Annotated in this window: 17 protein-coding genes and 6 pseudogenes; 7 read left to right on the top strand and 16 right to left on the bottom strand. The window is 70.1% G+C overall.

All coding sequences use genetic code 11. The annotated features are described in order from the left end of the window. Positions 1-51 precede the first annotated feature (51 nt). Positions 52-453 (bottom strand): NTP pyrophosphohydrolase, encoded by a 402-nt coding sequence (locus ACWY4P_RS13810; protein WP_456210835.1) that lies wholly within the window; start codon positions 451-453, stop codon positions 52-54. Between the two features lie 106 nt (positions 454-559). Between ACWY4P_RS13810 and ACWY4P_RS13805 the strand changes: the two genes are divergently transcribed. Continuing rightward, a complete protein-coding gene (locus ACWY4P_RS13805; protein ID WP_456210834.1) occupies positions 560-1603 on the top strand; it encodes a hypothetical protein in 1044 nt (347 codons plus the stop codon). Between the two features lie 9 nt (positions 1604-1612). Here ACWY4P_RS13805 and ACWY4P_RS13800 read toward each other — a convergent pair whose 3' ends face one another. Then, on the bottom strand, positions 1613-2269 hold the full coding sequence (locus ACWY4P_RS13800; RefSeq protein WP_456210833.1) for a hypothetical protein: 657 nt from the start codon (positions 2267-2269) through the stop codon (positions 1613-1615). Positions 2270-2286: 17 nt separating this feature from the next. Here ACWY4P_RS13800 and ACWY4P_RS13795 point away from each other — a divergent pair, with 17 nt between their 5' ends. Then, positions 2287-3303 (top strand): hypothetical protein, encoded by a 1017-nt coding sequence (locus ACWY4P_RS13795; RefSeq protein ID WP_456210832.1) that lies wholly within the window; start codon positions 2287-2289, stop codon positions 3301-3303. Positions 3304-3409: 106 nt separating this feature from the next. Here the strand turns inward: ACWY4P_RS13795 and ACWY4P_RS13790 are convergent, their stop codons facing one another. Then, positions 3410-4384 (bottom strand): LLM class flavin-dependent oxidoreductase, encoded by a 975-nt coding sequence (locus tag ACWY4P_RS13790; protein WP_456210831.1) that lies wholly within the window; start codon positions 4382-4384, stop codon positions 3410-3412. A gap of 86 nt (positions 4385-4470) precedes the next feature. Between ACWY4P_RS13790 and ACWY4P_RS13785 the strand changes: the two genes are divergently transcribed. Next, on the top strand, positions 4471-5250 hold the full coding sequence (locus tag ACWY4P_RS13785; RefSeq protein WP_456210830.1) for a helix-turn-helix domain-containing protein: 780 nt from the start codon (positions 4471-4473) through the stop codon (positions 5248-5250). On the opposite strand, the gene ACWY4P_RS13780 is transcribed toward ACWY4P_RS13785, so the two are convergent. Further along, positions 5229-5651: a hypothetical protein gene (locus ACWY4P_RS13780; RefSeq protein ID WP_456210829.1), complete on the bottom strand. Its 423-nt coding sequence runs from the start codon at positions 5649-5651 to the stop codon at positions 5229-5231. The two genes, ACWY4P_RS13785 and ACWY4P_RS13780, sit on opposite strands and share 22 nt — an antisense overlap. Before the next feature lie 140 nt (positions 5652-5791). Between ACWY4P_RS13780 and ACWY4P_RS13775 the strand changes: the two are divergent. After that, positions 5792-5887: pseudogene (locus tag ACWY4P_RS13775) on the top strand (IS5/IS1182 family transposase); the annotation flags it as partial. Between the two features lie 100 nt (positions 5888-5987). Here the strand turns inward: ACWY4P_RS13775 and ACWY4P_RS13770 are convergent. Beyond that, positions 5988-6680 (bottom strand): annotated as a pseudogene (locus tag ACWY4P_RS13770) (phosphotransferase); the annotation flags it as partial. A gap of 97 nt (positions 6681-6777) precedes the next feature. Further along, a pseudogene (locus ACWY4P_RS13765) lies at positions 6778-7110 on the bottom strand (M55 family metallopeptidase); the annotation flags it as partial. A gap of 36 nt (positions 7111-7146) precedes the next feature. On the opposite strand from ACWY4P_RS13765, the pseudogene ACWY4P_RS13760 reads away from it, so the two are divergent. Beyond that, positions 7147-7939 (top strand): annotated as a pseudogene (locus ACWY4P_RS13760) (IS5 family transposase). Here ACWY4P_RS13760 and ACWY4P_RS13755 read toward each other — a convergent pair. The 5 genes and pseudogenes from ACWY4P_RS13755 to ACWY4P_RS13735 all read right to left on the bottom strand — a co-directional run bounded on the left by ACWY4P_RS13755 (position 7866) and on the right by ACWY4P_RS13735 (position 11405). After that, the gene (locus ACWY4P_RS13755) at positions 7866-8501 is read right to left on the bottom strand and encodes a DUF4352 domain-containing protein (protein ID WP_456210828.1); all 636 of its coding nucleotides are present in this window, start codon (positions 8499-8501) and stop codon (positions 7866-7868) included. The pseudogene ACWY4P_RS13760 and the gene ACWY4P_RS13755 overlap by 74 nt on opposite strands. 140 nt (positions 8502-8641) lie before the next feature. Further along, positions 8642-9431: pseudogene (locus ACWY4P_RS13750) on the bottom strand (IS5 family transposase). A 97-nt stretch (positions 9432-9528) separates the two neighbouring features. Then, positions 9529-10026, bottom strand: a pseudogene (locus ACWY4P_RS13745) (M55 family metallopeptidase); the annotation flags it as partial. Between the two features lie 332 nt (positions 10027-10358). Further along, positions 10359-10571: a DUF397 domain-containing protein gene (locus tag ACWY4P_RS13740; protein ID WP_456210827.1), complete on the bottom strand. Its 213-nt coding sequence runs from the start codon at positions 10569-10571 to the stop codon at positions 10359-10361. Positions 10572-10598: 27 nt separating this feature from the next. Next, a complete protein-coding gene (locus tag ACWY4P_RS13735; protein ID WP_456210826.1) occupies positions 10599-11405 on the bottom strand; it encodes a helix-turn-helix domain-containing protein in 807 nt (268 codons plus the stop codon). A gap of 292 nt (positions 11406-11697) precedes the next feature. Between ACWY4P_RS13735 and ACWY4P_RS13730 the strand changes: the two genes are divergently transcribed. Further along, on the top strand, positions 11698-12006 hold the full coding sequence (locus ACWY4P_RS13730) for a hypothetical protein (protein ID WP_456210825.1): 309 nt from the start codon (positions 11698-11700) through the stop codon (positions 12004-12006). A gap of 54 nt (positions 12007-12060) precedes the next feature. Here ACWY4P_RS13730 and ACWY4P_RS13725 read toward each other — a convergent pair whose 3' ends face one another. From ACWY4P_RS13725 to ACWY4P_RS13705, 5 genes are all read right to left on the bottom strand, one after another. Then, positions 12061-14190: a 3-hydroxyacyl-CoA dehydrogenase NAD-binding domain-containing protein gene (locus ACWY4P_RS13725; protein WP_456210824.1), complete on the bottom strand. Its 2130-nt coding sequence runs from the start codon at positions 14188-14190 to the stop codon at positions 12061-12063. Further along, positions 14187-15404, bottom strand: coding sequence for a thiolase family protein (locus ACWY4P_RS13720; RefSeq protein WP_456210823.1), 1218 nt, complete (start codon positions 15402-15404; stop codon positions 14187-14189). Before ACWY4P_RS13720 ends, ACWY4P_RS13725 begins: the two co-directional genes overlap by 4 nt. A gap of 160 nt (positions 15405-15564) precedes the next feature. Further along, a complete protein-coding gene (locus ACWY4P_RS13715; protein WP_456210822.1) occupies positions 15565-16839 on the bottom strand; it encodes an HRDC domain-containing protein in 1275 nt (424 codons plus the stop codon). A gap of 268 nt (positions 16840-17107) precedes the next feature. Then, complete coding sequence (locus ACWY4P_RS13710; RefSeq protein ID WP_014175686.1) at positions 17108-17767, bottom strand: response regulator transcription factor; 660 nt, start codon at positions 17765-17767, stop codon at positions 17108-17110. A gap of 144 nt (positions 17768-17911) precedes the next feature. Next, the gene (locus ACWY4P_RS13705; RefSeq protein WP_456210821.1) at positions 17912-18667 is read right to left on the bottom strand and encodes a DUF3000 domain-containing protein; all 756 of its coding nucleotides are present in this window, start codon (positions 18665-18667) and stop codon (positions 17912-17914) included. 91 nt (positions 18668-18758) lie between these two features. Here ACWY4P_RS13705 and hemE point away from each other — a divergent pair, with 91 nt between their 5' ends. Further along, on the top strand, positions 18759-19844 hold the full coding sequence (gene hemE, locus ACWY4P_RS13700; RefSeq protein WP_456210820.1) for a uroporphyrinogen decarboxylase: 1086 nt from the start codon (positions 18759-18761) through the stop codon (positions 19842-19844). Positions 19845-19879: the final 35 nt, after the last annotated feature.

Here is a 19879-nt window from a genome sequence, read left to right as displayed (position 1 = left end):
CCGTACTCTTAGCCAAGGCTTGCCTAAGAGTACGTGGCGCCGGTGAGCCGCTCAGTCGGCGGGGCGCACCGCGCGCGGGCCCGTGACCTCGGCCCCCAGCGCCCGCACCCGCGTCCGCAGCTCCCGGTCGGCGGTCACCACCAGGCACGGCCGCCCCGGCTCGCGGGCCGCCACCACCTCCACGATCCGGTCGTCCCCGCTCCCCGTCGCCCGCTCCACCCGCACCCCCGGCACGGGCGCGATATCGCGCGCGGCGCCCTCGACCACGAGCACGATGTCCACGGGCGGCCGCCCGGCCCACTCCGGGACCCCGGGCCGCCCCGGCAGCCCGCGCTCGGCGACGGCGGCGAGCCGGTCCCGCAGCCGCTCGGCCGCGCCGCGCCGGTCCCGCCACCAGCCGTCGGGCACCGAACCGATGACATTCGCCGCGTCCACGACGACCAGGCCTTCCATAGGACAGGCAAAATACTATGGGTGGCACCGCGTCAGCAGGGGTGACGCGCAAGCCTCGTGAAGGCTCACCCAGGGGGAACGACGTCACGGAAGGTTGCATCGGGCCATGGCGTTGCGGTTGCTCCGCGGCAAGGACGGCAGGCTCACGGCCTACGCACCGGTGGCGGGCGGTATCGCCCGCTGGACGGAGGAGCGGCCCGGGGGCCCGCGGTGGACCGGGCCGCGGCTGATCGAGGTGCCGGGCCTGACCGCGCTGACGGTGGCCCAGGGCGCGGACGGCTATGTGCATCTGCTGGGGCTGCGGCACCGTCAGGGCGGCGGGGACGGACCGGACGTGGACGTCGTACACGCCACCCAGTTCCAGACCGGCAGGCCCCTGACGGCCTGGCACTCGCTGGGCACCCCGCACCCCAAGGACCGCCGCAAGGCCCAGCGGACCGGGGCCCCGGCCGCGGCCGTGGATGCCTCGGGGGCCGTGCACGTCTTCGTACGCAACGCCGGGCGCGGGGTCAGCGCGCGGCGGCAGGACGCCAAGGGCAAGTGGGGCGGGTGGACCGACCTCAAGGGCACCGACGTACTGGACGGACTGTCCGCCATGGCGACCGCCGACGGACGCGTCGAACTGCTCGCGCCCGCCGGCCGCGGCGCGCTGCGCTGGTACCAGCCCGAGCCCGGCGCCGCGTACGAGCGCGCCGAGGACATCCCCGCCCGCCCCGAGGCGGGCTCCGCCGCCGCGGTCGCCGGCGGCCGCGACACGGTCACGCACTACTGGCGCGACGCGGAGGGACGCGGGGTGCTGGCCTGGCGGCCCGGGGCGGTCGAGGCGGCGCCCCTGGGCGGGGAGACCGGCACCGGGCCGGTCACGGTGGTCCGTACGACGGTGGACGGCCACGACTGCACGGTGCTGGCCCACCGCGACGCCAAGAGCGGACGTCTCGGCGTCGCGGCGCACCCGACGGAGAACGAGGCGGCGGGGGTGTGGTGGACGCCCTCGGGCGAGGCGGGCGCGGGATGGCCCGCACTGGCCCTGGACGGCCTGGGCCTGGTCGTGCTCGCCGCCCCGGCCGCGGACGGCGGTCTGCTGGTGGCCCGCCAGAAGACGGACGAGGCGGGGCTGGCCCTGCGGGCGTGGGGGCGGGTGGGGGAGTGAGGCGGACGTTCAGCCGATGGGGTTGAGATCGCCGATCGTCCAGGCCCCCACCTCGGACAGCGGCACCCGCAGAAACCCGTAATCGTCGATGGGAACGGCGGGGCCACCGGTGACGATCCGTGCCCAGGTCAGGTGAATGTGGGTGGTCTCGGGCTCGTGGCGCAGCATTTCCCCGGCGAAGTCCTTGGCGAATTCGGTCAGCGAACTCTTCTCGGACAGCAGGCTCATGTGCTGCCTGAGCCATTCGTCCCGGGGGAGAATGGCGCCGGTGATGATGACGCCGCCCACCACGAGGGTGATGGGAAGCGGGGCTTCCCAGTCTTCGTCGTCGGTCCGGCGGACGAGCTTTTCCAGCAGTGCGTCGTCGCAGATCATGAAATGCTCCAGGATTTCAGTGGTACGCGGGAATGGCTGGCCGCGGCCGTCGCAGGCCTTGCAGTCACCGCTGCCGCGGCAGCTGTCGCACTTCCATACGGTGCGAACCGCGCCGCCGGAAACCACCGTGCACCGGTCGGGGAAGGCAGGGCAGCGGTGCAATGGGGTGGCTCGTTGGACTGCCAGGTGCACCGCTGTGACCTGCGGATCCTTGCGTTGCACTGCAACGGGAACCGCTTCCTCCGCCTCTAGTTGGCCTGCGATGACGTGCTGTTCTATCGTTAACGGCATTCACTGAGGGGGTGTTCATGGAGGAACCGACTGGGCTCTTCAGGGACTTGGCGCACACCTTGGTCCAGGCCCTCGACGCATGGGCGACCACGGTTGGCCAGGCCACCGACACCGCCCGGCGCCCCACCCGCGCCGGCCTGGTCGCGGAACTGGAGGGAGAACGCCTGGAGTTCGAGCGCATCGGCCGGAGCCGTAAGAAAATCGATCTGCCGCTTCTGTCGTACTGGCTCAAAGGCCGCGATCAATTGCTGCCCGGCAGCAAGAAGAACCGACTGCCCAGCGAAGAGGACTGCGAAGCGATCGCCCGGGCGCTCTCGCGGAAGGCGCCGCACAGCGCTCAAGAACTGCCGAAGATCGGCCTCGAAATCGCCGATCTCGCACGGCGCCTGAAAGAGGAGGCCGGTCCCGGCTGGAGGGATGAAGTCCTCTCCAGCCTCGCGCCCGCGACGCACACCATTCCTGAGACGCGCGCCCTTTCCGAAACTCCGACGGCGCCACGGCGGAGGCGGAAAGGGTGGCAATTCGCCGTGGCGACGGCGCTCGCCCTTGGCCTGATCACCGGCACCATGGCGCTGCGCAGCGGCGCCTCGGAAGGAGCCGGGGCATCGGGTGGGGACGGCACACAGGCGGCGGACCTGAAGGGGAATCACCGCTGCGGTCACATACGGGCGGTGGGCGCCGTGTCATGGAAGCCCTGCACGAGCCTCGGCAAGGACTCCCTGTCCTTCGTCGTACAGCTCGGCAACTCCTCGACCCGGGCGATGACCGTGAAGGTCAGGATCGCCTACGTCCAGGCCGGGACCGTGCACGACTGTCCCGCGCCATGGGGCACCGCACAGGACGTCACCATCCCCGCCGGCGCGACCAGGACCAGCCCCCTCGACGGCTGTACCACCCCCCTCGTCCCCGCCCAGGCGTTCCAGGCCAGGGTCTTCGTGGCCGAGAAGAACGCCTCCGCCTGGGGCTATCGGGAGCACTCGCCCACGGTGCACATCCAAGCCGACGGCCGTCCCGTCTGGGCGGACCAGGTCTGAGCAGGGTCGGGGATTGGAAACGGGGCGACAGCCACCGGGCCAGCCCGTTGAGATCCAGCTCGGAAAGGTTGATCACCGTCGTCGCTTCGTGCCGGCTGGGCCAGACTCAGGAGCTTTCCGAGGTGGAGGCGTGATCAGCCGCCCCCTGGACAGCGGGGATCAGGTCTGCGATCCGTTCGAGCTGGTCGCGCTGGGAGTGCAGGTCCAGGGCACCGAGGCGGGCGACGATGTGCCGAGCACCGGCGGCGACGTACCGTCCTAGGTGCTCAAGCACCTGGTCCGCGGAGCCGGTGACAACTGCCTGGATCTTTTCCAGCTCCTCCAGTGGCATTCCGTATGTGGCCCGCGCGTAGTCGTCCAGTGCCCGACGGCCGCTCTCGATGTCGTTGTCGATCCGTACCGAGACGAATAGTGCGGGGGTGATGTCCTCGGTCGCACGTCCGGCGTCGGCCGCCGCTTTGTGGACGTTGCGGAGGCCGGATGCGTAGTCGGCGGGGTCAGGCGGGTAGGGCAGCCATCCGTCGTACAGTCGGCCAGTGCGGGCCAGCGCTGCGGGTGTCGCGCCGCCGAGCCAGATGGATGGGCCGCCAGCGCGGGACGGCCTGGTCGTGGGCGGGATGTCATCGAACCGGAGGATCTCGCCGTGGAAGGCGTCGGCGCCGTCCCACAGGGCCCGCCACAGCGCGACAGTCTCGTCCAGGCGGGCGAAGCGCCTTTCCCACGGCAGCTCGGACAGCGTGTAGAGGGGCCGCCCGAATCGGCCGGGGAAGCCGGCGCCGACGGTCACGGTGAGTCGGCCACCGGACAGCAGGTCGATCGACGCAAGTGACTGCGCGGCCTGGATCGGCCGACGGAGGAACGGCATCAGTGCAGCTGTGCCCAGCGTCACGGTCTCGGTCACCGGGGCGAGTGCGGCCAGCATCGTGAGCGCCTCGATGCGCGGGCTGATCAGGGAATCGTTGGCGAAGAGCGAGGAGAAGCCCGAGCGTTCGGCGTACCGGCCGAAGGCAATCAGCTCGCGGGGGTCGTCGGCAGCGCCCCACTGGGCGGTTCCGGTCGGAAGTAGTACACCGATGTCCATGTCGGCAATGTTCACGACCGGTACGAGTGGCGACAATTCCCTGCGGGGAATGGCCTGGGACCCACCGCCGCCGTTACAACAGGCCCGTGGACTTTCCTCGTACGCTTCGTGAACGTCGTACCCGCCGTCATGTCAGCCAGCTCGACCTGGCGCTGCGAGCGGGCACCACCCAGCGCTACCTCAGCTTCATTGAATCTGGCAGGTCTGTCCCGGGCCGGAACATGGTCGTGCGCCTGGCCGAGTCGCTGGAGCTGCCGCTGCGGGAGCGCAACGAGCTGCTGCTGGCCGCCGGGTACGCGCCCGCCTACCCGGAGAGCTCACTGGACGATCCGGTGCTGGCCCCCGTGCGCACGGCGATCGACCACATCCTCCGCGGGCATCTGCCGTATCCGGCGCTGGTCGTGGACCGGGGCGGTGACCTGATCGCCGCGAACACCGCATTCGACCTGATCACCGAGGGTGTGGCCGCCGAGCTGGTGGGTCCGGGCACGAACATTTACCGCCTTGCGCTGCATCCCGACGGCCTGGCCCCCCGTATCCTCAACCTCGCCGAGTGGGCGCGCCACATCCTGGTGCGCCTTGGCCACCTGGAGGAGTTGCGCGCCGAGCTCACCGGGTACGTTCCCGAGCTGGAGCCGTCCGCCGGGCAACTCGGTTTCGCCGTGCCGCTCCGCCTGCGGTCCTCGTACGGTGAGCTGCGCCTGATGACGACTGTGACGACCTTCGCCACCGCCGTCGACGTGACGCTTGCCGAGCTGAAGCTGGAGGCGTTCCTGCCGGCCGACCCGGCGACGGCCGAGGCTCTCTCAGCAGCCGCCGGGGCAATGACTTGCGCTGCCGCCGGTCAGGAGCCCGGGAACATGTAATCGGTCTTGATGCGGCCGTTGTCGTCGAGTACGAGCATGTCCGAACCACCACCCACCACGTCGCCGGTTGCGGTGGACGCCGCCTCCCAGCCGATCCTGACCACGCCATTGAGACGTATCGCACCGGGGCGCGCCCGGAAGGCGAATCCCTGTTTCTCGACGAACCGCTCGTAGCTTCGCGCCACTCGGGTCTCGATGGCGTCGTATCCCTGAGCCTCCAGAGTCGGGTGGTCGAAGCCGAGTTCCGCGGCGGTCTCCCGTATCTCCGCAGGCGGGTGAAGGATGTGGGTGCCGTCCTCGGCCCAGAGTCGCTCGATGGCCGCGCGGCGCTCTGCGGCGTCGGGCACATTCCATTGAGCCATGTAGCGGTCGGCCAGCTGCTGCGGGTCGATCTCGATCATCTTCGTCTCCTTGCCCGGGCAGGTCCATTCGGACCAGATCCTGCGGGGCGCGGTGGAGACCGGCAATTCCCTGTAGGGAATGGGCCTTTCAAGTCAGAGGCAACAGCGGCCATGCGTTGTCTCAGTGAAATGATCACTACGTGAGTGGTGTGATTACGACGTCGGGACCGTCCTGGACAGCTCCGTTCACTGGGCTGAGCCCGCCGGCCTTCTGTCCTGTCTCTGCGAAGTTGAGGCAGTCCCGGTCTTTGTGAGGCATCTGGTCACACGTCTCGCTCACCGCAGTGGCCTGACCACGCCGGTCAGCTGACCGGCACAAACACGCAAGTCGCGTCTTCAACCTGCCGGGACCAGCGCCAGCGCCTCGTTCAGGTGATGCTCGGCGACCCCCCGCATGAACTCCCGGTCGGGGAAGTCCCCGTCGAGCAGGCGCAGCGGGCCGGCCGTCAGCGACAGATGCTGGGTGAGTTTGTAGAGAGCGAGGCGGTCCTCGTCGAGGCCGTCCACCGCCAGCTGTTGATACTGGCTGTCGGTATGGCGGAGGCGTAGGAACACGTGCTCCCACTCGACGTCGAAGTACAGCAGGTTCTCGATGTCGATCACGACGGGATGGCCGTCTCGGTCGACCATGACGTGGTCCAGGCCCAGCTCGCCGTGGACGACGGAGTACTCGGCGCGCGGCCGCACCGCCGCGGTCAGCTGACGCAGCCGCTCCTCCAACTGATCGCGGGCGTCGGCGATCCTGTGGTCGCGCGCGGTCGCCTCGGCGAGGCAGCGTAGCGCGAAGGCGAGCGCTGCCTGCTCGCACGAGGCCGAACCTGACGTGCCGCCCGCGTCGATCAGGGCCACCTTGCCGAAGGACGGCGCCCGGTGGCCACGCATCATCGCCAGGCTCTCAGCGAGGCGCATCATGGTCGGCTCCGCGGCGCGCGCATCGCGGTTGCGCAGGTCCATCAGGTCCTCACCGGGCACGTCCTCGACGATCGCGAGGTCGGCCGGGTAATGGGTGCGGTCACGGTCGACCAGGCGCCTCCGCGTCGACCGACGCACCTACAAGGCCACCATCAGCATCGACATCCTGTTGACAGGACCCATCAGCCCATAACTTCATGGCCTTGCCCTTTAGCTAGCCGGGTTTGATAGTGGCGAGCTGTGCGAGTAGCAGGACCAGTCGGTAGGTATCGGCGAAGTCGGAGGCGGTGAAGGCGATTGTGCGGCCGCCCTTAGCGCGTGAGACACCTGGCACGAGTGTCGCCAGATCGACCGTGGACGGGCTGTAAAGGTCGACCTCGACATCAAGCGGTCCGGCAAGGGCCAGCGGCGAAACCAGTGCACGCCGCGTGATGGCTTCGGCGGCCGCCCGGCGCAGACGCTCCCGGGCCTCTTGGGGGTGCAGAGCGATAGCGGCAGCCTGACCGAGGGCCTGTTTGACCGCGACGGTGATCGCAGAGGGGACTAGGCCGTGTCGTTTGGATCATCGGATCGTTGGTCTGATGTGTCGTTGACTGATGCGCAGTGGGCACGGATCGAGCCGTTGCTCCCGGACCGGACGCCGATGCGGGGCGGTCGCTGGAGGGATCACCGGGAGGTGATCGACGCGATCGCCTTCGTGAGGACCTCGACTGGGCGGTTTCGGTGGACTCCACGATCGTGCGAGCCCACCAGCATGCGGCCGGGGCCCGCAAAAAGGGGCCCCGGCCGGCGAACCCGACGACCATGCCATCGGACGGTCCCGCGGCGGACTGACCACCAAGATCCACCTGGCTGCCGATGTCGGCTGTCGGCCTCTGGCTTTCGTCCTCACCGCCGGACAGGCAGGCGATGCACCTGCCTTCACCGAGGTCATGGCCCGCCTGCGTGTTCCCCGCCGACGGGGCCGGCCGCGCACCAGACCGGACGTGGTCCTGGCGGACAGGGCGTATTCGTCCCGCGCGATCCGCGAGCACCTGCGCCGACGCGGCATCCGGGCCGTGATCCCCGTTCCGGCGGACCAACGCGGCCACCGACTGCGACGCGGCAGCCGAGGCGGCAGACCACCGGCCTTCGATCGCGAGACCTACAAGCAGCGCAATACCGTCGAGCGGTGCATCAACCGCCTCAAGCAGTGGCGAGGCATCGCCACCCGCTACGAGAAGACAGCCACCATCTACCTGGCCGGACTCCACATCGCCGGCATCTTCACTCTGGTCCGCCCGATGATCCAAACGAAACCGCCTAGTCGAGGGTCCACTTGCCCGTGCGCTCGGGGTCCGGCCCGACCTTTTCCATCACGTACGTCACGGACGTGATCTTCGCGTCCTTCGGCACCTCGAAGACGATCCAGCCGGAGACCCGCTGACCCGGCTTGACGATCAGTTGGAGGCCGCCAAGGGACTTGCCGACGGTGGGGGTTCCGGCCTTGCCCTGATATCCCTGCCCGTTCGCGTCGTAGACCATCGCCTCCGCGAACCCGGAGTCCTGGTAGGTGCCGGTGCCGGTCTCGACGATGGTGAACTTGGCGGCCACGAGGCGGTTCCCGGTGGCCGGTTCGAGTACGCCGATCGCCGACTTGGCGTGGTTCTCGAACTTCTCCAACGTGAAGTCGGCCTCGATCGTGCCCGTGCCGTTCAGGCTGCCTTCCATCCCCACCAGCTTCAGGGTGTCGCCGAGCTTGCCGACCGGCGCCTGCGTGCTGCCGGCGGTGGCGCCGGGCGACTGCTCGCCGGCCGGCTGGGCGGTGCTGCTGGAGCCGGCACCCTTCGTGGGCCCCGTGGGCCCGGCCTTGTCGCTGCCCCCGTCCGAACCCCCGCATGCCACAAGGGTGGCGGTGAGCGTGACGACTGCGGCGGCAGCCGCGGTGGAACGGCGCATGGAATCCCCCCGTACATTCCCGATGGACCAGGTCAGTATGACGACTGATCCAGGTCAGTGTGTCGATGCCTGGAATCCTTGTACAGATCGGTGGTGCGGGGAACGGCCGTTCTGTAACCGAACTGCACTAGGGTCCGTCTTCAAACGGATCTTGCCCAGAGTAGGAAAGACGCGAGTGTGACCGCTGCTTCGTAGGAGGTGGCGGTCTTCTCGTATCTCGTGGCGATGCCGCGGAAGCCCTTGAGCCGGTTGAAGCAGCGTTCGATGGTGTTGCGTCGGCGGTAGGTCTCGCGGTCGAAGACTGGCGGCCGCCCGCCGCGGCTGCCGCGATTGTGACGGTGCCTTTGCTGGTCGGTCTTCTCGGGGATGGTGTGTGCGATGCCGCGTTTACGCAGGTAAGCGCGGAGGCCGCGGGAGCTGTACGCCTTGTCCGCGATGATCTGGCCGGGTCGGCAGCGTGGTCGGCCAAGGCCGAGACGAGGAACCCGAATGCGCTCCAGCAGGGTGCGTGCGCAGATACTGTCGTGTCGTTGGCCCGGTGTCACGAGGATGGCCAGGGGACGCCCGCGGCCGTCGCAGGCGAGGTGGATCTTGGTGGTCAGTCCGCCGCGGGACCGTCCGATGGCATGGTCGTCGGTTCGCCGGCCGGGGCCCCTTTTTGCGGGCCCCGACCGCATGCTGGTGGGCTCGCACGATCGTGGAGTCCACCGAAACCGCCCAGTCGAGGTCCTCATCGGTGTCGGCCTGAGCCATCAGAGCGGTGAACACCCGCTCCCAGGTGCCGTCGACGGCCCACATCCGCAGCCGGTTGTAGACGCCGCGCCAGTTTCCGTACTTCTCCGGCAGGTGCACCCACTGCGTTCCCGTCTGGAACTTGAAGGCGATCGCGTCGATCACCTCCCGGTGATCCCTCCAGCGACCGCCCCGCATCGGCGTCCGGTCCGGGAGCAACGGCTCGATCCGTGCCCACTGCGCATCAGTCAACGACACATCAGACCAACGATCCGATGATCCAAACGACACGGCCTAGATCACACAGTTCGGCGCAGGCTGTGTCGTCGCCACTGAGCAGTACGATCGGCGTACCCGAATGCCCGGCCATGGCGGCGTTGAGACCGATCTCGCCCATGGAACGTCCGGCCACGCGCACATCCAGGATGCCGTCGTTCATGGTGTGCGCCAGCACGGCTGGCCCGCCACCAGCACGGGCGTGGTAGCCGATGAGCATAACCGCGTCGGTGTGTTCGTCGAGTCCGCCGAGCATGCCCAGCGGGCGCGGCTTGCCACGAATCAGATGCGCCCGTCGGTCAAGTTCCTCCGGAAGCAGGTTACGGAAAGGCCCGTGCGCGTCGGCGACCCAAACCGCGGCAGTGGGCTCGGCGTCCAGGACGCCAGCTATCACGGCGTTCACTTCGGCCGTCATCAATCCCCGGCCGCGCTCGTAGTCGTATCGATCCGGATTCGTCTCGGTGGGATGCACGAGCCCCGAGATGCCCTCCATGTCAACAGAGATCAGCACCTTCATGGTTCACGGAGTCTACGGCCGTGCATACCACGCCTGGGCACCGCACAACATGACCTCTGACGCGTAAATACCGACGCGGGCAGGCAAAACCGCAGGTAGTTGACCTTGCCACCTGTGGTGCCACTTCGCGCCAGCAGGGTTGATCAAGGGCTACGGGGTGTTTGGTGTGCCGTTTACCCGTCCCACGGCGGGCGGCGAAGCCGCCCTGAGCCGCTGACCTGACCGATGGGATAGTCGTCTGAGTAACGTCACATCGCCCCACAGCTCCAGACGCCTCATCACACCGGAATCCCGGGCGAGCGCTACGGCGTCCGATCCGCCCTCCGAGTGAGTCAGGTGACGGGGAACTCTCCGCGCTTGACCGCGGAGACGAACGATGACCAGCCGTCCCGCGAGAAGACCAGCACCGGCCCCTGCGGGTTCTTGCTGTCACGGACGGGGACGTTGCCAGGGAGGAGGCGATCGGCCACTTCCAGGCAGTTGCCGCCCTGCCCGCTGTAGCTGCTCTTGCGCCAATCTGCGCTGTCACGGTACGGCGGGCACATCCTTCGCTGCCTCTCTGCTTGCTGGTGCTACAGCTCGTGCTGTATCCGGGCGATCAGGTCGAGACTCTCGCGCGGACTCAAGGCGATCGACCGGAGAGAATCGAAGATCAGCGTATATTCTGCCGTCTCTTCGGGTGTCTCCATGTACAGGGTCCCCGTCCTGTGCTCCACGCATACGACATCAGAGAACGCCGGGTTGGGGAAGGCGAACAGCACGAACGCGCCGAAGAGTCCGGCATGAGCCCCCGCGCTGTGCGGGATGACCTGCAACTCGACGCTGGGGTGCTGGGCCATCTCCACAAGGTGGTCAAGCTGCTTGCGCATGATCTCCGGCCCGCCGACCCGGAGCCGGAGAGCGGCCTCGCCCTCGATCACGCACAGGCGGGGCGGCTGATCCCGCTTCAGCACTTCCTGCCGCTCCATGCGCGCGGTGACCAATGCCTCGACGCCCTCGGGCCCCAGTGTCGAGGGCGCCGTCTGAATGACCGCCCGCGCGTAGTCGGGAGTCTGCAACAGCCCGGTGACCAGGGAGGACTGGAAGGTGCGAATGTACTCGGCCGATTCCTCGTAGTCGATGAAGTCGGGGTACGACGGCCTGGCGATGCTGGCACGCCGTACCCAATTGGGCTCTCTGCCGCGACGCGCGAGCGAAACCATCTCGTCGACCTGCGCCGGGTCGTCCACTCCGTAGAAGGTCAGCAGGTCGCGCAGCTCTCCGAGCGAGATGCCGAGGTGTGCGTTCTCGATGCGATTGATCTTCGTACGGTGGCACCCGATCCGGTCGGCCGCCTCATCCAGTGACTTGCCCGCTTCCTTCCTGAACTTGACGAGCAACGCCGCAACGCGTCGGCGCCGAACCGTCGGACGTGCACCAGCCACCCACACACCGGTAGAGGGCGGACCGCACGGGCGAGTGACGCGGACAGCGAAGAACCCCGCGACGTTGCCGGACGTCCGGGGCTGTGGCCCTCAACCACTGGAAGGTTGACGACATGACCCAAAATATCGCGCAACTCGTTGAGGCGCTGTTGCGGTTACTGCTGCCGCCGTCGAGCCGACACCGGGCGGCTGATGACCGTCTCGATGCCGGACCCCGAATCATCCATGGCATGAAGGCGGCTGTCCGGTGAGTGCACAGCCCCGTCTGCTGCCGTGGTCCGGCCCGAGCGGCCAGCCCTGCTACCTCGTGACGGACGAGGACGGCCGCGGCTACCTCGCGCGCATGGCTGACGATATCGAAGCGGTGCAGCTCGGTATGGGTAACCAACTGCTCGGCCACGCAGGTGAACTGCTCGCTGACAGGAAGGCGGGCGCCGGGGAACTCCGGTATCTGGCAAACCGGCTGTGCGAAGCGCTGCGCGACGCTCTGCGGGTCGCCGACAGCCGGGGCAGACGCCTTCCCGCGCCCGCCGACATGGACGAGCCGGACGATTGAGAACGCGAGTGCCGGACGGGCTCCCAGCCCGTCCGGCACTCGGGAAACAACGCGTTACGCCGGGACGCTCGCCACGCCCGGGGCGAGGAAGCGGCGGCCGATCACCCGCTCCGAGATGCCCTCGCGGTCCAGGTACGGGGTGATGCCGCCCAGGTGGAAGGGCCAGCCCGCGCCGGTGATCAGGCACAGGTCGATGTCCTGTGCCTCGGCGACGACGCCCTCGTCCAGCATGAGGCCGATCTCCTGCGCGACCGTCTCCAGGACGCGCGTCCGCACCTGCTCCTCCGTCAGGACCGAGTCGCCCTGTTCCAGCAGCGCGGCGACCTCCGGGTCCAGCTCCGGCTTTCCGGAATCGTGGACGTAGAACCCGCGCTTACCGGCCTCGACCACGCGCCGCAGGTTCTCCGAGACCGTGAAGCGGTCCGGGAACGCCCCGTGCAGGGTCTCCGAGACATGCAGGCCGATCGCCGGGCCGACCAGCTCCAGCAGCACCAGCGGGGACATCGGCAGGCCCAGCGGCTCCACGGCGCGCTCGGCGACGTCGACCGGGGTGCCCTCGTCGATGACGTTCTGGATCTCGCCCATGAAGCGGGTCAGGATCCGGTTGACGACGAACGCCGGGGCGTCCTTGACCAGGACGGCCGTCTTCTTCAGCTTCTTGGCCACGCCGAAGGCGGTGGCCAGCGAGGCGTCGTCGGTCTTCTCGCCGCGGACGATCTCCAGCAGCGGCAGGATCGCGACCGGGTTGAAGAAGTGGAAGCCGACGACCCGCTCGGGGTGCTGGAGCTTGGCGGCCATCTCGCTCACCGACAGCGAGGAGGTGTTGGTGGCCAGGATGGCGTGCTCCGGCACCACCGCCTCGACCTCGGCGAACACCTGCTGCTTGACGCCCATCTCCTCGAAGACGGCCTCGATGACGAAGTCGGCGTCGGAGAAGGCGGCGGCCTTGTCGAGGGAGCCGGTCACCGCGGCCTTGAGGCGGTTGGCCTTGTCCTGGTTGACGCGGCCCTTGAGCAGCAGCTTGTCGATCTCGTCGTGGACGTAGCCCACGCCCTTGTCGACGCGCTCCTGGTCGATGTCGGTCAGCACGACCGGCACCTCCAGGCGGCGCGCGAACAGCAGCGCCAGCTGCGAGGCCATCAGGCCCGCGCCGACCACACCCACCTTGGTGACCGGGCGGGCCAGGGACTTGTCCGGGGCGCCGGCCGGGCGCTTGGCGCGCTTCTGGACCAGGTTGAAGGCGTAGATGCCGCTGCGCAGCTCGCCGCCCATGATCAGGTCGGCGAGGGCGATGTCTTCAGAGTCGAAGCCCTGGCCCAGGTCGCCGTTCTTGGCGGCGGCGATGATGTCCAGCGCCCGGTACGCGGCCGGGGCCGCCCCGTGCACCTTGCTGTCGGCGATGGCGCGGCCGCGCTCGACGGCCGCGTCCCAGGCCTCGCCGCGGTCCACCTCGGGACGTACCACCTCGACCTCGCCGCGGAGCACGGACGCGGTCCAGATCAGCGACTGCTCCAGGAAGTCCGCGCCCTCGAAGAGCGCGTCGGCGATCCCGAGTTCGTAGACCTGCTTGCCCTTGAGCTGCCGGTTCTGGTTGAGGGAGTTCTCGATGATCACCGTGACCGCGCGGTCCGCGCCGATCAGGTTCGGCAGCAGGGTGCAGCCGCCCCATCCGGGGACCAGGCCCAGGAAGACCTCGGGCAGCGAGAAGGCGGGCAGCGCGGCCGAGACGGTGCGGTAGGCGCAGTGCAGGCCGACCTCGACGCCGCCGCCCATCGCCGCGCCGTTGTAGTACGCGAAGGTGGGCACGGCCAGGCCCGCCAGCCGCTTGAAGACGTCGTGGCCGCCCTTGCCGATGGCCAAAGCGTGCGGATGGCGCTTCAGCAGTTCGACGCCCTTGAGGTCGGCGCCGACGGCGAAGATGAACGGCTTGCCGGTCACGCCGACACCGACGATCTCGCCCTCGGCGGCCTCCTTCTCGACCTGGTCGAGCGCGGCGTTCAGGTTCGCCAGCGAGGCCGGGCCGAAGGTGGTGGGCTTGGTGTGGTCCAGGCCGTTGTCGAGGGTGATGAGGGCGAACCGGCCTGCCCCCTGGGGCAGGTCCAGATGGCGGACGTGCGCCTGCGTCACGACCTCGTCCGGGAACAGCTCGGCCGCCCCCTTGAGAAGCTCTTCCGTAGTGCTCACTTGTTCCCCTCGAAGTGCGGGTTCTCCCAGATCACGGTGCCACCCATGCCGAAGCCGACGCACATGGTGGTGATGCCGTAGCGGACCTCGGGCTGCTCCTCGAACTGCCGGGCCAGCTGCGTCATCAGCCGCACCCCGGAGGAGGCGAGCGGGTGCCCGAAGGCGATCGCGCCGCCGTACTGGTTGACGCGCGGATCGTCGTCGTCGATGCCGTAGTGGTCCAGGAAGGACAGGACCTGTACGGCGAAGGCCTCGTTGATCTCGAAGAGGCCGATGTCCCGGATCGTCAGCCCCGCCTTGGCGAGGGCCTTCTCGGTCGCCGGGATCGGGCCGTAGCCCATCACCTCCGGCTCGACGCCCGCGAAGGCGTAGCCGACCAGCCGCATCTTCACCGGCAGGCCCAGCTCCCGGGCCACGTCCTCGGCGGCGACCAGCGAGGCGGTCGCGCCGTCGTTGAGCCCCGCGGAGTTGCCCGCGGTGACCCGGCCGTGCGGGCGGAACGGGGTCTTCAGGGTGGTCAGGCCCTCCAGCGTGGTGCCCGGGCGCATCGGCTCGTCCGCGATCGACAGGCCCCAGCCCAGCTCGCCGCCCTCTGGGCTGGTGCGCCGTACCGAGATCGGCACCAGGTCCTGCTGGATCTTGCCGTTGGCGTAGGCCTTGGCGGCCTTCTCCTGGCTGCGCACCGCGTACTCGTCGGCGCGCGCCTTGGTGATGTGCGGCAGGCGGTCGTGCAGGTTTTCCGCCGTCATGCCCATGAAGAGGGCCGACTCGTCGACCAGCTTCTCCGAGACGAACCGCGGGTTCGGGTCGACGCCCTCGCCCATCGGGTGGCGGCCCATGTGCTCCACGCCGCCCGCGACGACGATGTCGTACGCGCCGAAGGCGATGGAGCCCGCGGTCGTGGTCACGGCGGTCATCGCGCCGGCACACATTCGATCGATCGAGTAGCCGGGCACCGACTGGGGCAGCCCGGCCAGGATGCCCGCGGTGCGGCCGATGGTCAGGCCCTGGTCGCCGATCTGCGTGGTCGCGGCCACGGCCACCTCGTCGATGCGCTCCGGCGGCAGGTCCGGGTTGCGGCGCAGCAGCTCCCGGATGCACTTGACGACCAGGTCGTCGGCGCGGGTCTCGTGATAGATGCCCTTCGGACCCGCCTTGCCGAACGGGGTCCGGACGCCGTCGACGAAGACGACGTCCCTAGCGGTACGAGGCACGTTGGCTCTCCTCCAGGTGCGCGGGATGGCACTGCTGCGGGCACGCCCACGGGGCGTGCCTCCACGACCTTATGCTACTTATGAGTAACCACGGTGCCCAGCCCCCGCTCCGGGAAGGGTGAAGTTCACACCCGTGCCCCCCGTCTTGGCCGCGGGCGGCTCAGGCCGTCGCGCCCAGGGCCGCCAGCAGGAGCGGGGTGGTCTGCTCGATCTGCCAGGGGCGGGCGCCGTAGCCGTGCAGGACGGCCGCGACGGAGTCGGCGGTCGCTTCGGCCGGGGGCTCCCAGCACAGCCGTCGCACCGTGTCCGGGGCGATCAGGTTCTCCTGAGGCAGGTTCAGCCGTTCGGCCAGGGCGGTCACCGCCGTGCGGGCCGCCGAGAGCCGGGCCGCGGCGGCCGGGTCCTTGTCGGCCCAGGCGCGCGGGGGCGGCGGGCCGGCCACCTGCTGGCCCGGCTGGGGGAGCTCCGACTCCGGCAGGGCCCGCGCCCGGTCCACCGCGGCCTGCCACTGCTCCAGCTGGCGGCGGCCCATGCGGTGGCCGAAGCCGCCCAGCGCGCCCAGGGCGCGCGCGGTTGTCGGCAGGGCCAGCGCGGCCTCGACGATGGCCGCGTCGCCCAGCACCTTGCCCGGCGAGACGTCGCGGCGCTGCGCGATCTTGTCCCGGGCCGTCCACAGCTCGCGCACCACGGCCATCTGCCGGCGCCGCCGGACCTTGTGCATCCCCGAGGTGCGCCGCCAGGGGTCCTTGCGGGGCGGGGCGGGCGGGGCCGAGGCGATGGCGGCGAACTCCTGCTGCGCCCACTCCAGCTTGCTCTGCCGCGCCAGTTCCTCCTCCAGCGCGTCGCGCAGGTCCACCAGCAGCTCGACGTCGAGCGCGGCGTAGTGCAGCCACGGGTCGGGCAGCGGGCGGGTGGACCAGTCGACGGCGGAGTGCCCCTTCTCCAGGGCGTACCCGAGGATGTTCTCGACCATGGCGCCGAGGCCCACCCGGGCGAACCCGGCCAGCCGGCCCGCCAGTTCGGTGTCGAAGAGGCGGCCGGGGAGCATGCCTATGTCCCGCAGACAGGGCAGGTCCTGGGTGGCGGCGTGCAGCACCCATTCGGCGTCGGCGATGGCGTCGCCCAGGCCGGACAGGTCGGGGCAGCCGACGGGGTCGATCAGGGCGGTCCCCGCGCCGGCGCGGCGCAGCTGGACGAGATAGGCCCGCTGCCCGTAGCGGTAGCCGGAGGCGCGCTCGGCGTCCACGGCGACCGGGCCGTGGCCCGCGGCGAAGGCGGCGATGACCTCGGCGAGCGCGTCAGGGTCGGCGGTGACGGGCGGGATGCCCTCGCGCGGCTCCAGCAAGGGGACCGGCGCCGAGGGAAGGTCGTCCGGGGGAGCGCCCCCGGTGGTTCGCAGTGTCGTCTCTGCTGCGGTCTCTTGGGCGTCGGTCACCTGTCAAGGGTAGCTGTGCATACCGGGTACGCAGGGCGCCCGCCGACGGAACGTTCCGTCGGCGGGCGCCGGGCGGTGGGTGGACGGTGGTGGCCTGGGCGGGAGCCAGGGGGTGTACGGGTGATGTACGGGGGTCTGGGAGGGGTCTGGGGGCGGCTCGTAGGGGGTCTGTGCCGGGTCTGTGCCCGGTCTGTGCCGGGCCGGTAAGGGGTCTGTGCGGGGCCTGTACGGGCTTCTGTACGGGCTCAGGGGACGGGTGGGGCGGGGGTCAGTGGATGATCCCCGTACGCAGTGCGACCGCGACCATTCCGGCCCGGTCGCCGGTGCCCAGCTTGCGGGCGATGCGGGCGAGGTGGCTTTTGACGGTGAGTGCGGACAGGCCCATCGAGACGCCGATGGCCTTGTTGGACTGGCCCTCCGCAACCAGCCGCAGCACCTCGACCTCGCGTCCCGACAGCTCGCGGTAGCCGCCCGGGTGTCCGGGGGCGCCCGGCGGGCGGCGGTGCATCCGGGCGGCGGCGCCGAGGGGAGCGGCGCCGGGGCGGCCCGGGATGCCCAGGTTGGTGCGGGTGCCGGTGACGACGTAGCCCTTGACGCCACCGGCCAGGGCGTTGCGGACGGCGCCGATGTCGTCGGCGGCGGAGAGGGCCAGCCCGTTCGGCCAGCCCGCGGCGCGGGTCTCGGACAGCAGGGTGAGGCCGGAGCCGTCGGGGAGGTGGACGTCGGCGACGCAGATGTCGCGCGGGTTGCCGATACGGGGACGGGCCTCCGCGATGGACGACGCCTCGATGACGTCGCGCACCCCGAGGGCCCACAGGTGACGGGTGACGGTGGAACGGACGCGGGGGTCGGCGACGACGACCATGGCCGTCGGCTTGTTCGGGCGATAGGCGACCAGGCTGGAAGGTTGCTCGAGGAGAACAGACACCAGGCCTCCTGGGGGGAAGTGGTGGGACGGGTCACCACGTCCTTCGGCACCGATACGGCCCGGCTTTAGGGAATGATCACGATTTGGTGAGTAACAATTCGGGCAATTAGGACGACTGATCGATCAAGCCTGATCAGCGGGCGCCTAGCGAGGCTGAGGACCGCGCCGCTGTGGCAGCGATACGACCCCCGCCTCGGCCGCCCCGGCCGGCGGCAGGCCCGCGATCTGGCACAGCAGATCGCACCAGGCGGCCAGGTGCGCGGCGGTGTCGGGCACCCCGGCCGGTCCGTCACCCGGGGCGGGTGCCCGGTGTGGCCGCTCCGGCCGCGGGTGCTCCCCCCGGGCCGGCTCCGCGGCGGGCCGCTCGGACGGCGTCCAAGAGGCGCGGATCTCGATCCGGGTCGACGGCTCGCGCTCCCCGATCCCGCCGAAGTAGTGCGAGCTCGCCCGGGTCACCGTGCCGCTCGGCTGCCGGTACTCGACCCCGCGCGCCTCCAGCGCGCCGGTCAGCCACGACCAGCACACCTCGGGCAGCAGCGGATCCGCCGCCATCTCCGGCTCCAGGTCCGCGTGCACCAGGGTGACCAGGCGGAACGTACCCGCCCAGGCGTCGTGCCCGGCCGGGTCGTGCAGCAGGATCAGCCGCCCCTCGGCCAGCTCCTCGTCGTCGTCCGCCGCGTCCGCCGTGACCGCCGCCTCGAGCGCGTACGAGAACGGCGCGAGCCGCCGCGGCGGCGGGGTCGGAGAGAGCTCCACCTCGGGCCGCGGCCGTACGGCGCACAGCCCGGCGACGGCATGCCGGAAGACGGCCGGAGCCCCTTCCCCGCCCGCCGCGTCCGCCCCGTCCGCGCTCTCAGCGCCGTCAGCACCGTTCGAGAGGTGTCCTTGAACCGCTGCCATGCTCGGAAGAGTAGGCGCAACGGGGGCCTCAACCGGGGAAGAACACCCGGGTTGGCGGGTCACTCGTTCGGCCCGTGCGAAGATTTGGGTCATGAGCGCCAACGAGCGGCCCTCGGGCCAGCAGCAGACCGGCCGCACCGCGGCGAGCACCACGGCCGACTCGGCCTTCCTGCGCGCCTGCCGACGTGAGCCGGTTTCGCATACTCCGGTGTGGTTCATGCGACAGGCAGGCCGCTCGCTGCCGGAGTACCTCAAGGTCCGCGAGGGCATCGCGATGCTCGATTCGTGCATGCGGCCGGACCTGGTCACCGAGATCACGCTGCAGCCGGTTCGTCGCCACCATGTGGACGCGGCCGTCTATTACAGCGACATCGTGGTCCCGCTGAAGGCCATCGGGCTCGACCTCGACATCAAGCCCGGCGTCGGCCCGGTCATCGCGGAGCCCATCCGCACCCGCGCGGATCTGGACCGGCTGCGTCCGCTGGACCCGGACGATGTGAAGTACGTCACCGAGGCCGTCGGGATGCTCACCGGGGAGCTCGGCGCCACCCCGCTGATCGGCTTCACCGGCGCGCCCTTCACGCTCGCCAGCTACCTCGTCGAGGGCGGCCCCTCGCGCAACCACGAGCGCACCAAGGCGCTCATGTACGGCGACCCCGAGCTGTGGGCCGATCTGCTCGACCGGCTCGCCGACATCACCGCCGCCTTCCTGAAGGTGCAGATCGAGGCGGGCGCCTCCGCCGTACAGCTCTTCGACTCCTGGGTCGGCGCCCTGGCCCCCGCGGACTACCGGGCCCGCGTGATGCCCGCCTCCACGAAGGTCTTCGACGCCGTGGCCGGATACGGGGTGCCGCGCATCCACTTCGGCGTCGGCACCGGCGAGCTGCTGGGGCTGCTGGGCGAGGCGGGCGCGGACGTCGTCGGCGTGGACTGGCGGGTGCCGCTGGACGAGGCGGCCCGGCGGATCGGCCCCGGCAAGGCGCTGCAGGGCAACCTCGACCCGGCCGTGCTCTTCGCCCCGCGCCAGGCCGTCGAGGCCAAGGCCGACGAGGTGCTGGACGCGGCCCGGGGCCTGGAGGGCCATATCTTCAACCTCGGCCACGGCGTGCTGCCCAGCACCGACCCCGACGCCCTGACCCGCCTGGTGGAGTACGTCCACACCCAGACCGCCCGCTGAGCCCTCCCGCCGGGGGTTCGGAACCCGCACGGGGT

The organism is Streptomyces sp. LZ34 (assembly GCF_053890475.1).
Note: the sequence above shows the minus strand (reverse complement) of the source record. Positions and strands in the feature narration are given on the sequence as shown.

Coding starts and splice junctions, on each gene's coding strand:
- ACWY4P_RS13740 (WP_456210827.1), bottom strand. CDS start 10,571: ATGTGCCCGCCGTACCGTGACAGCGCAGATTGGCGCAAGAGCAGCTAC.
- ACWY4P_RS13805 (WP_456210834.1), top strand. CDS start 560: ATGGCGTTGCGGTTGCTCCGCGGCAAGGACGGCAGGCTCACGGCCTAC.
- ACWY4P_RS13780 (WP_456210829.1), bottom strand. CDS start 5,651: ATGATCGAGATCGACCCGCAGCAGCTGGCCGACCGCTACATGGCTCAA.
- ACWY4P_RS13795 (WP_456210832.1), top strand. CDS start 2,287: ATGGAGGAACCGACTGGGCTCTTCAGGGACTTGGCGCACACCTTGGTC.
- ACWY4P_RS13755 (WP_456210828.1), bottom strand. CDS start 8,501: ATGCGCCGTTCCACCGCGGCTGCCGCCGCAGTCGTCACGCTCACCGCC.
- ACWY4P_RS13705 (WP_456210821.1), bottom strand. CDS start 18,667: ATGGCAGCGGTTCAAGGACACCTCTCGAACGGTGCTGACGGCGCTGAG.
- ACWY4P_RS13810 (WP_456210835.1), bottom strand. CDS start 453: ATGGAAGGCCTGGTCGTCGTGGACGCGGCGAATGTCATCGGTTCGGTG.
- ACWY4P_RS13800 (WP_456210833.1), bottom strand. CDS start 2,269: ATGCCGTTAACGATAGAACAGCACGTCATCGCAGGCCAACTAGAGGCG.
- ACWY4P_RS13790 (WP_456210831.1), bottom strand. CDS start 4,384: ATGGACATCGGTGTACTACTTCCGACCGGAACCGCCCAGTGGGGCGCT.
- hemE (WP_456210820.1), top strand. CDS start 18,759: ATGAGCGCCAACGAGCGGCCCTCGGGCCAGCAGCAGACCGGCCGCACC.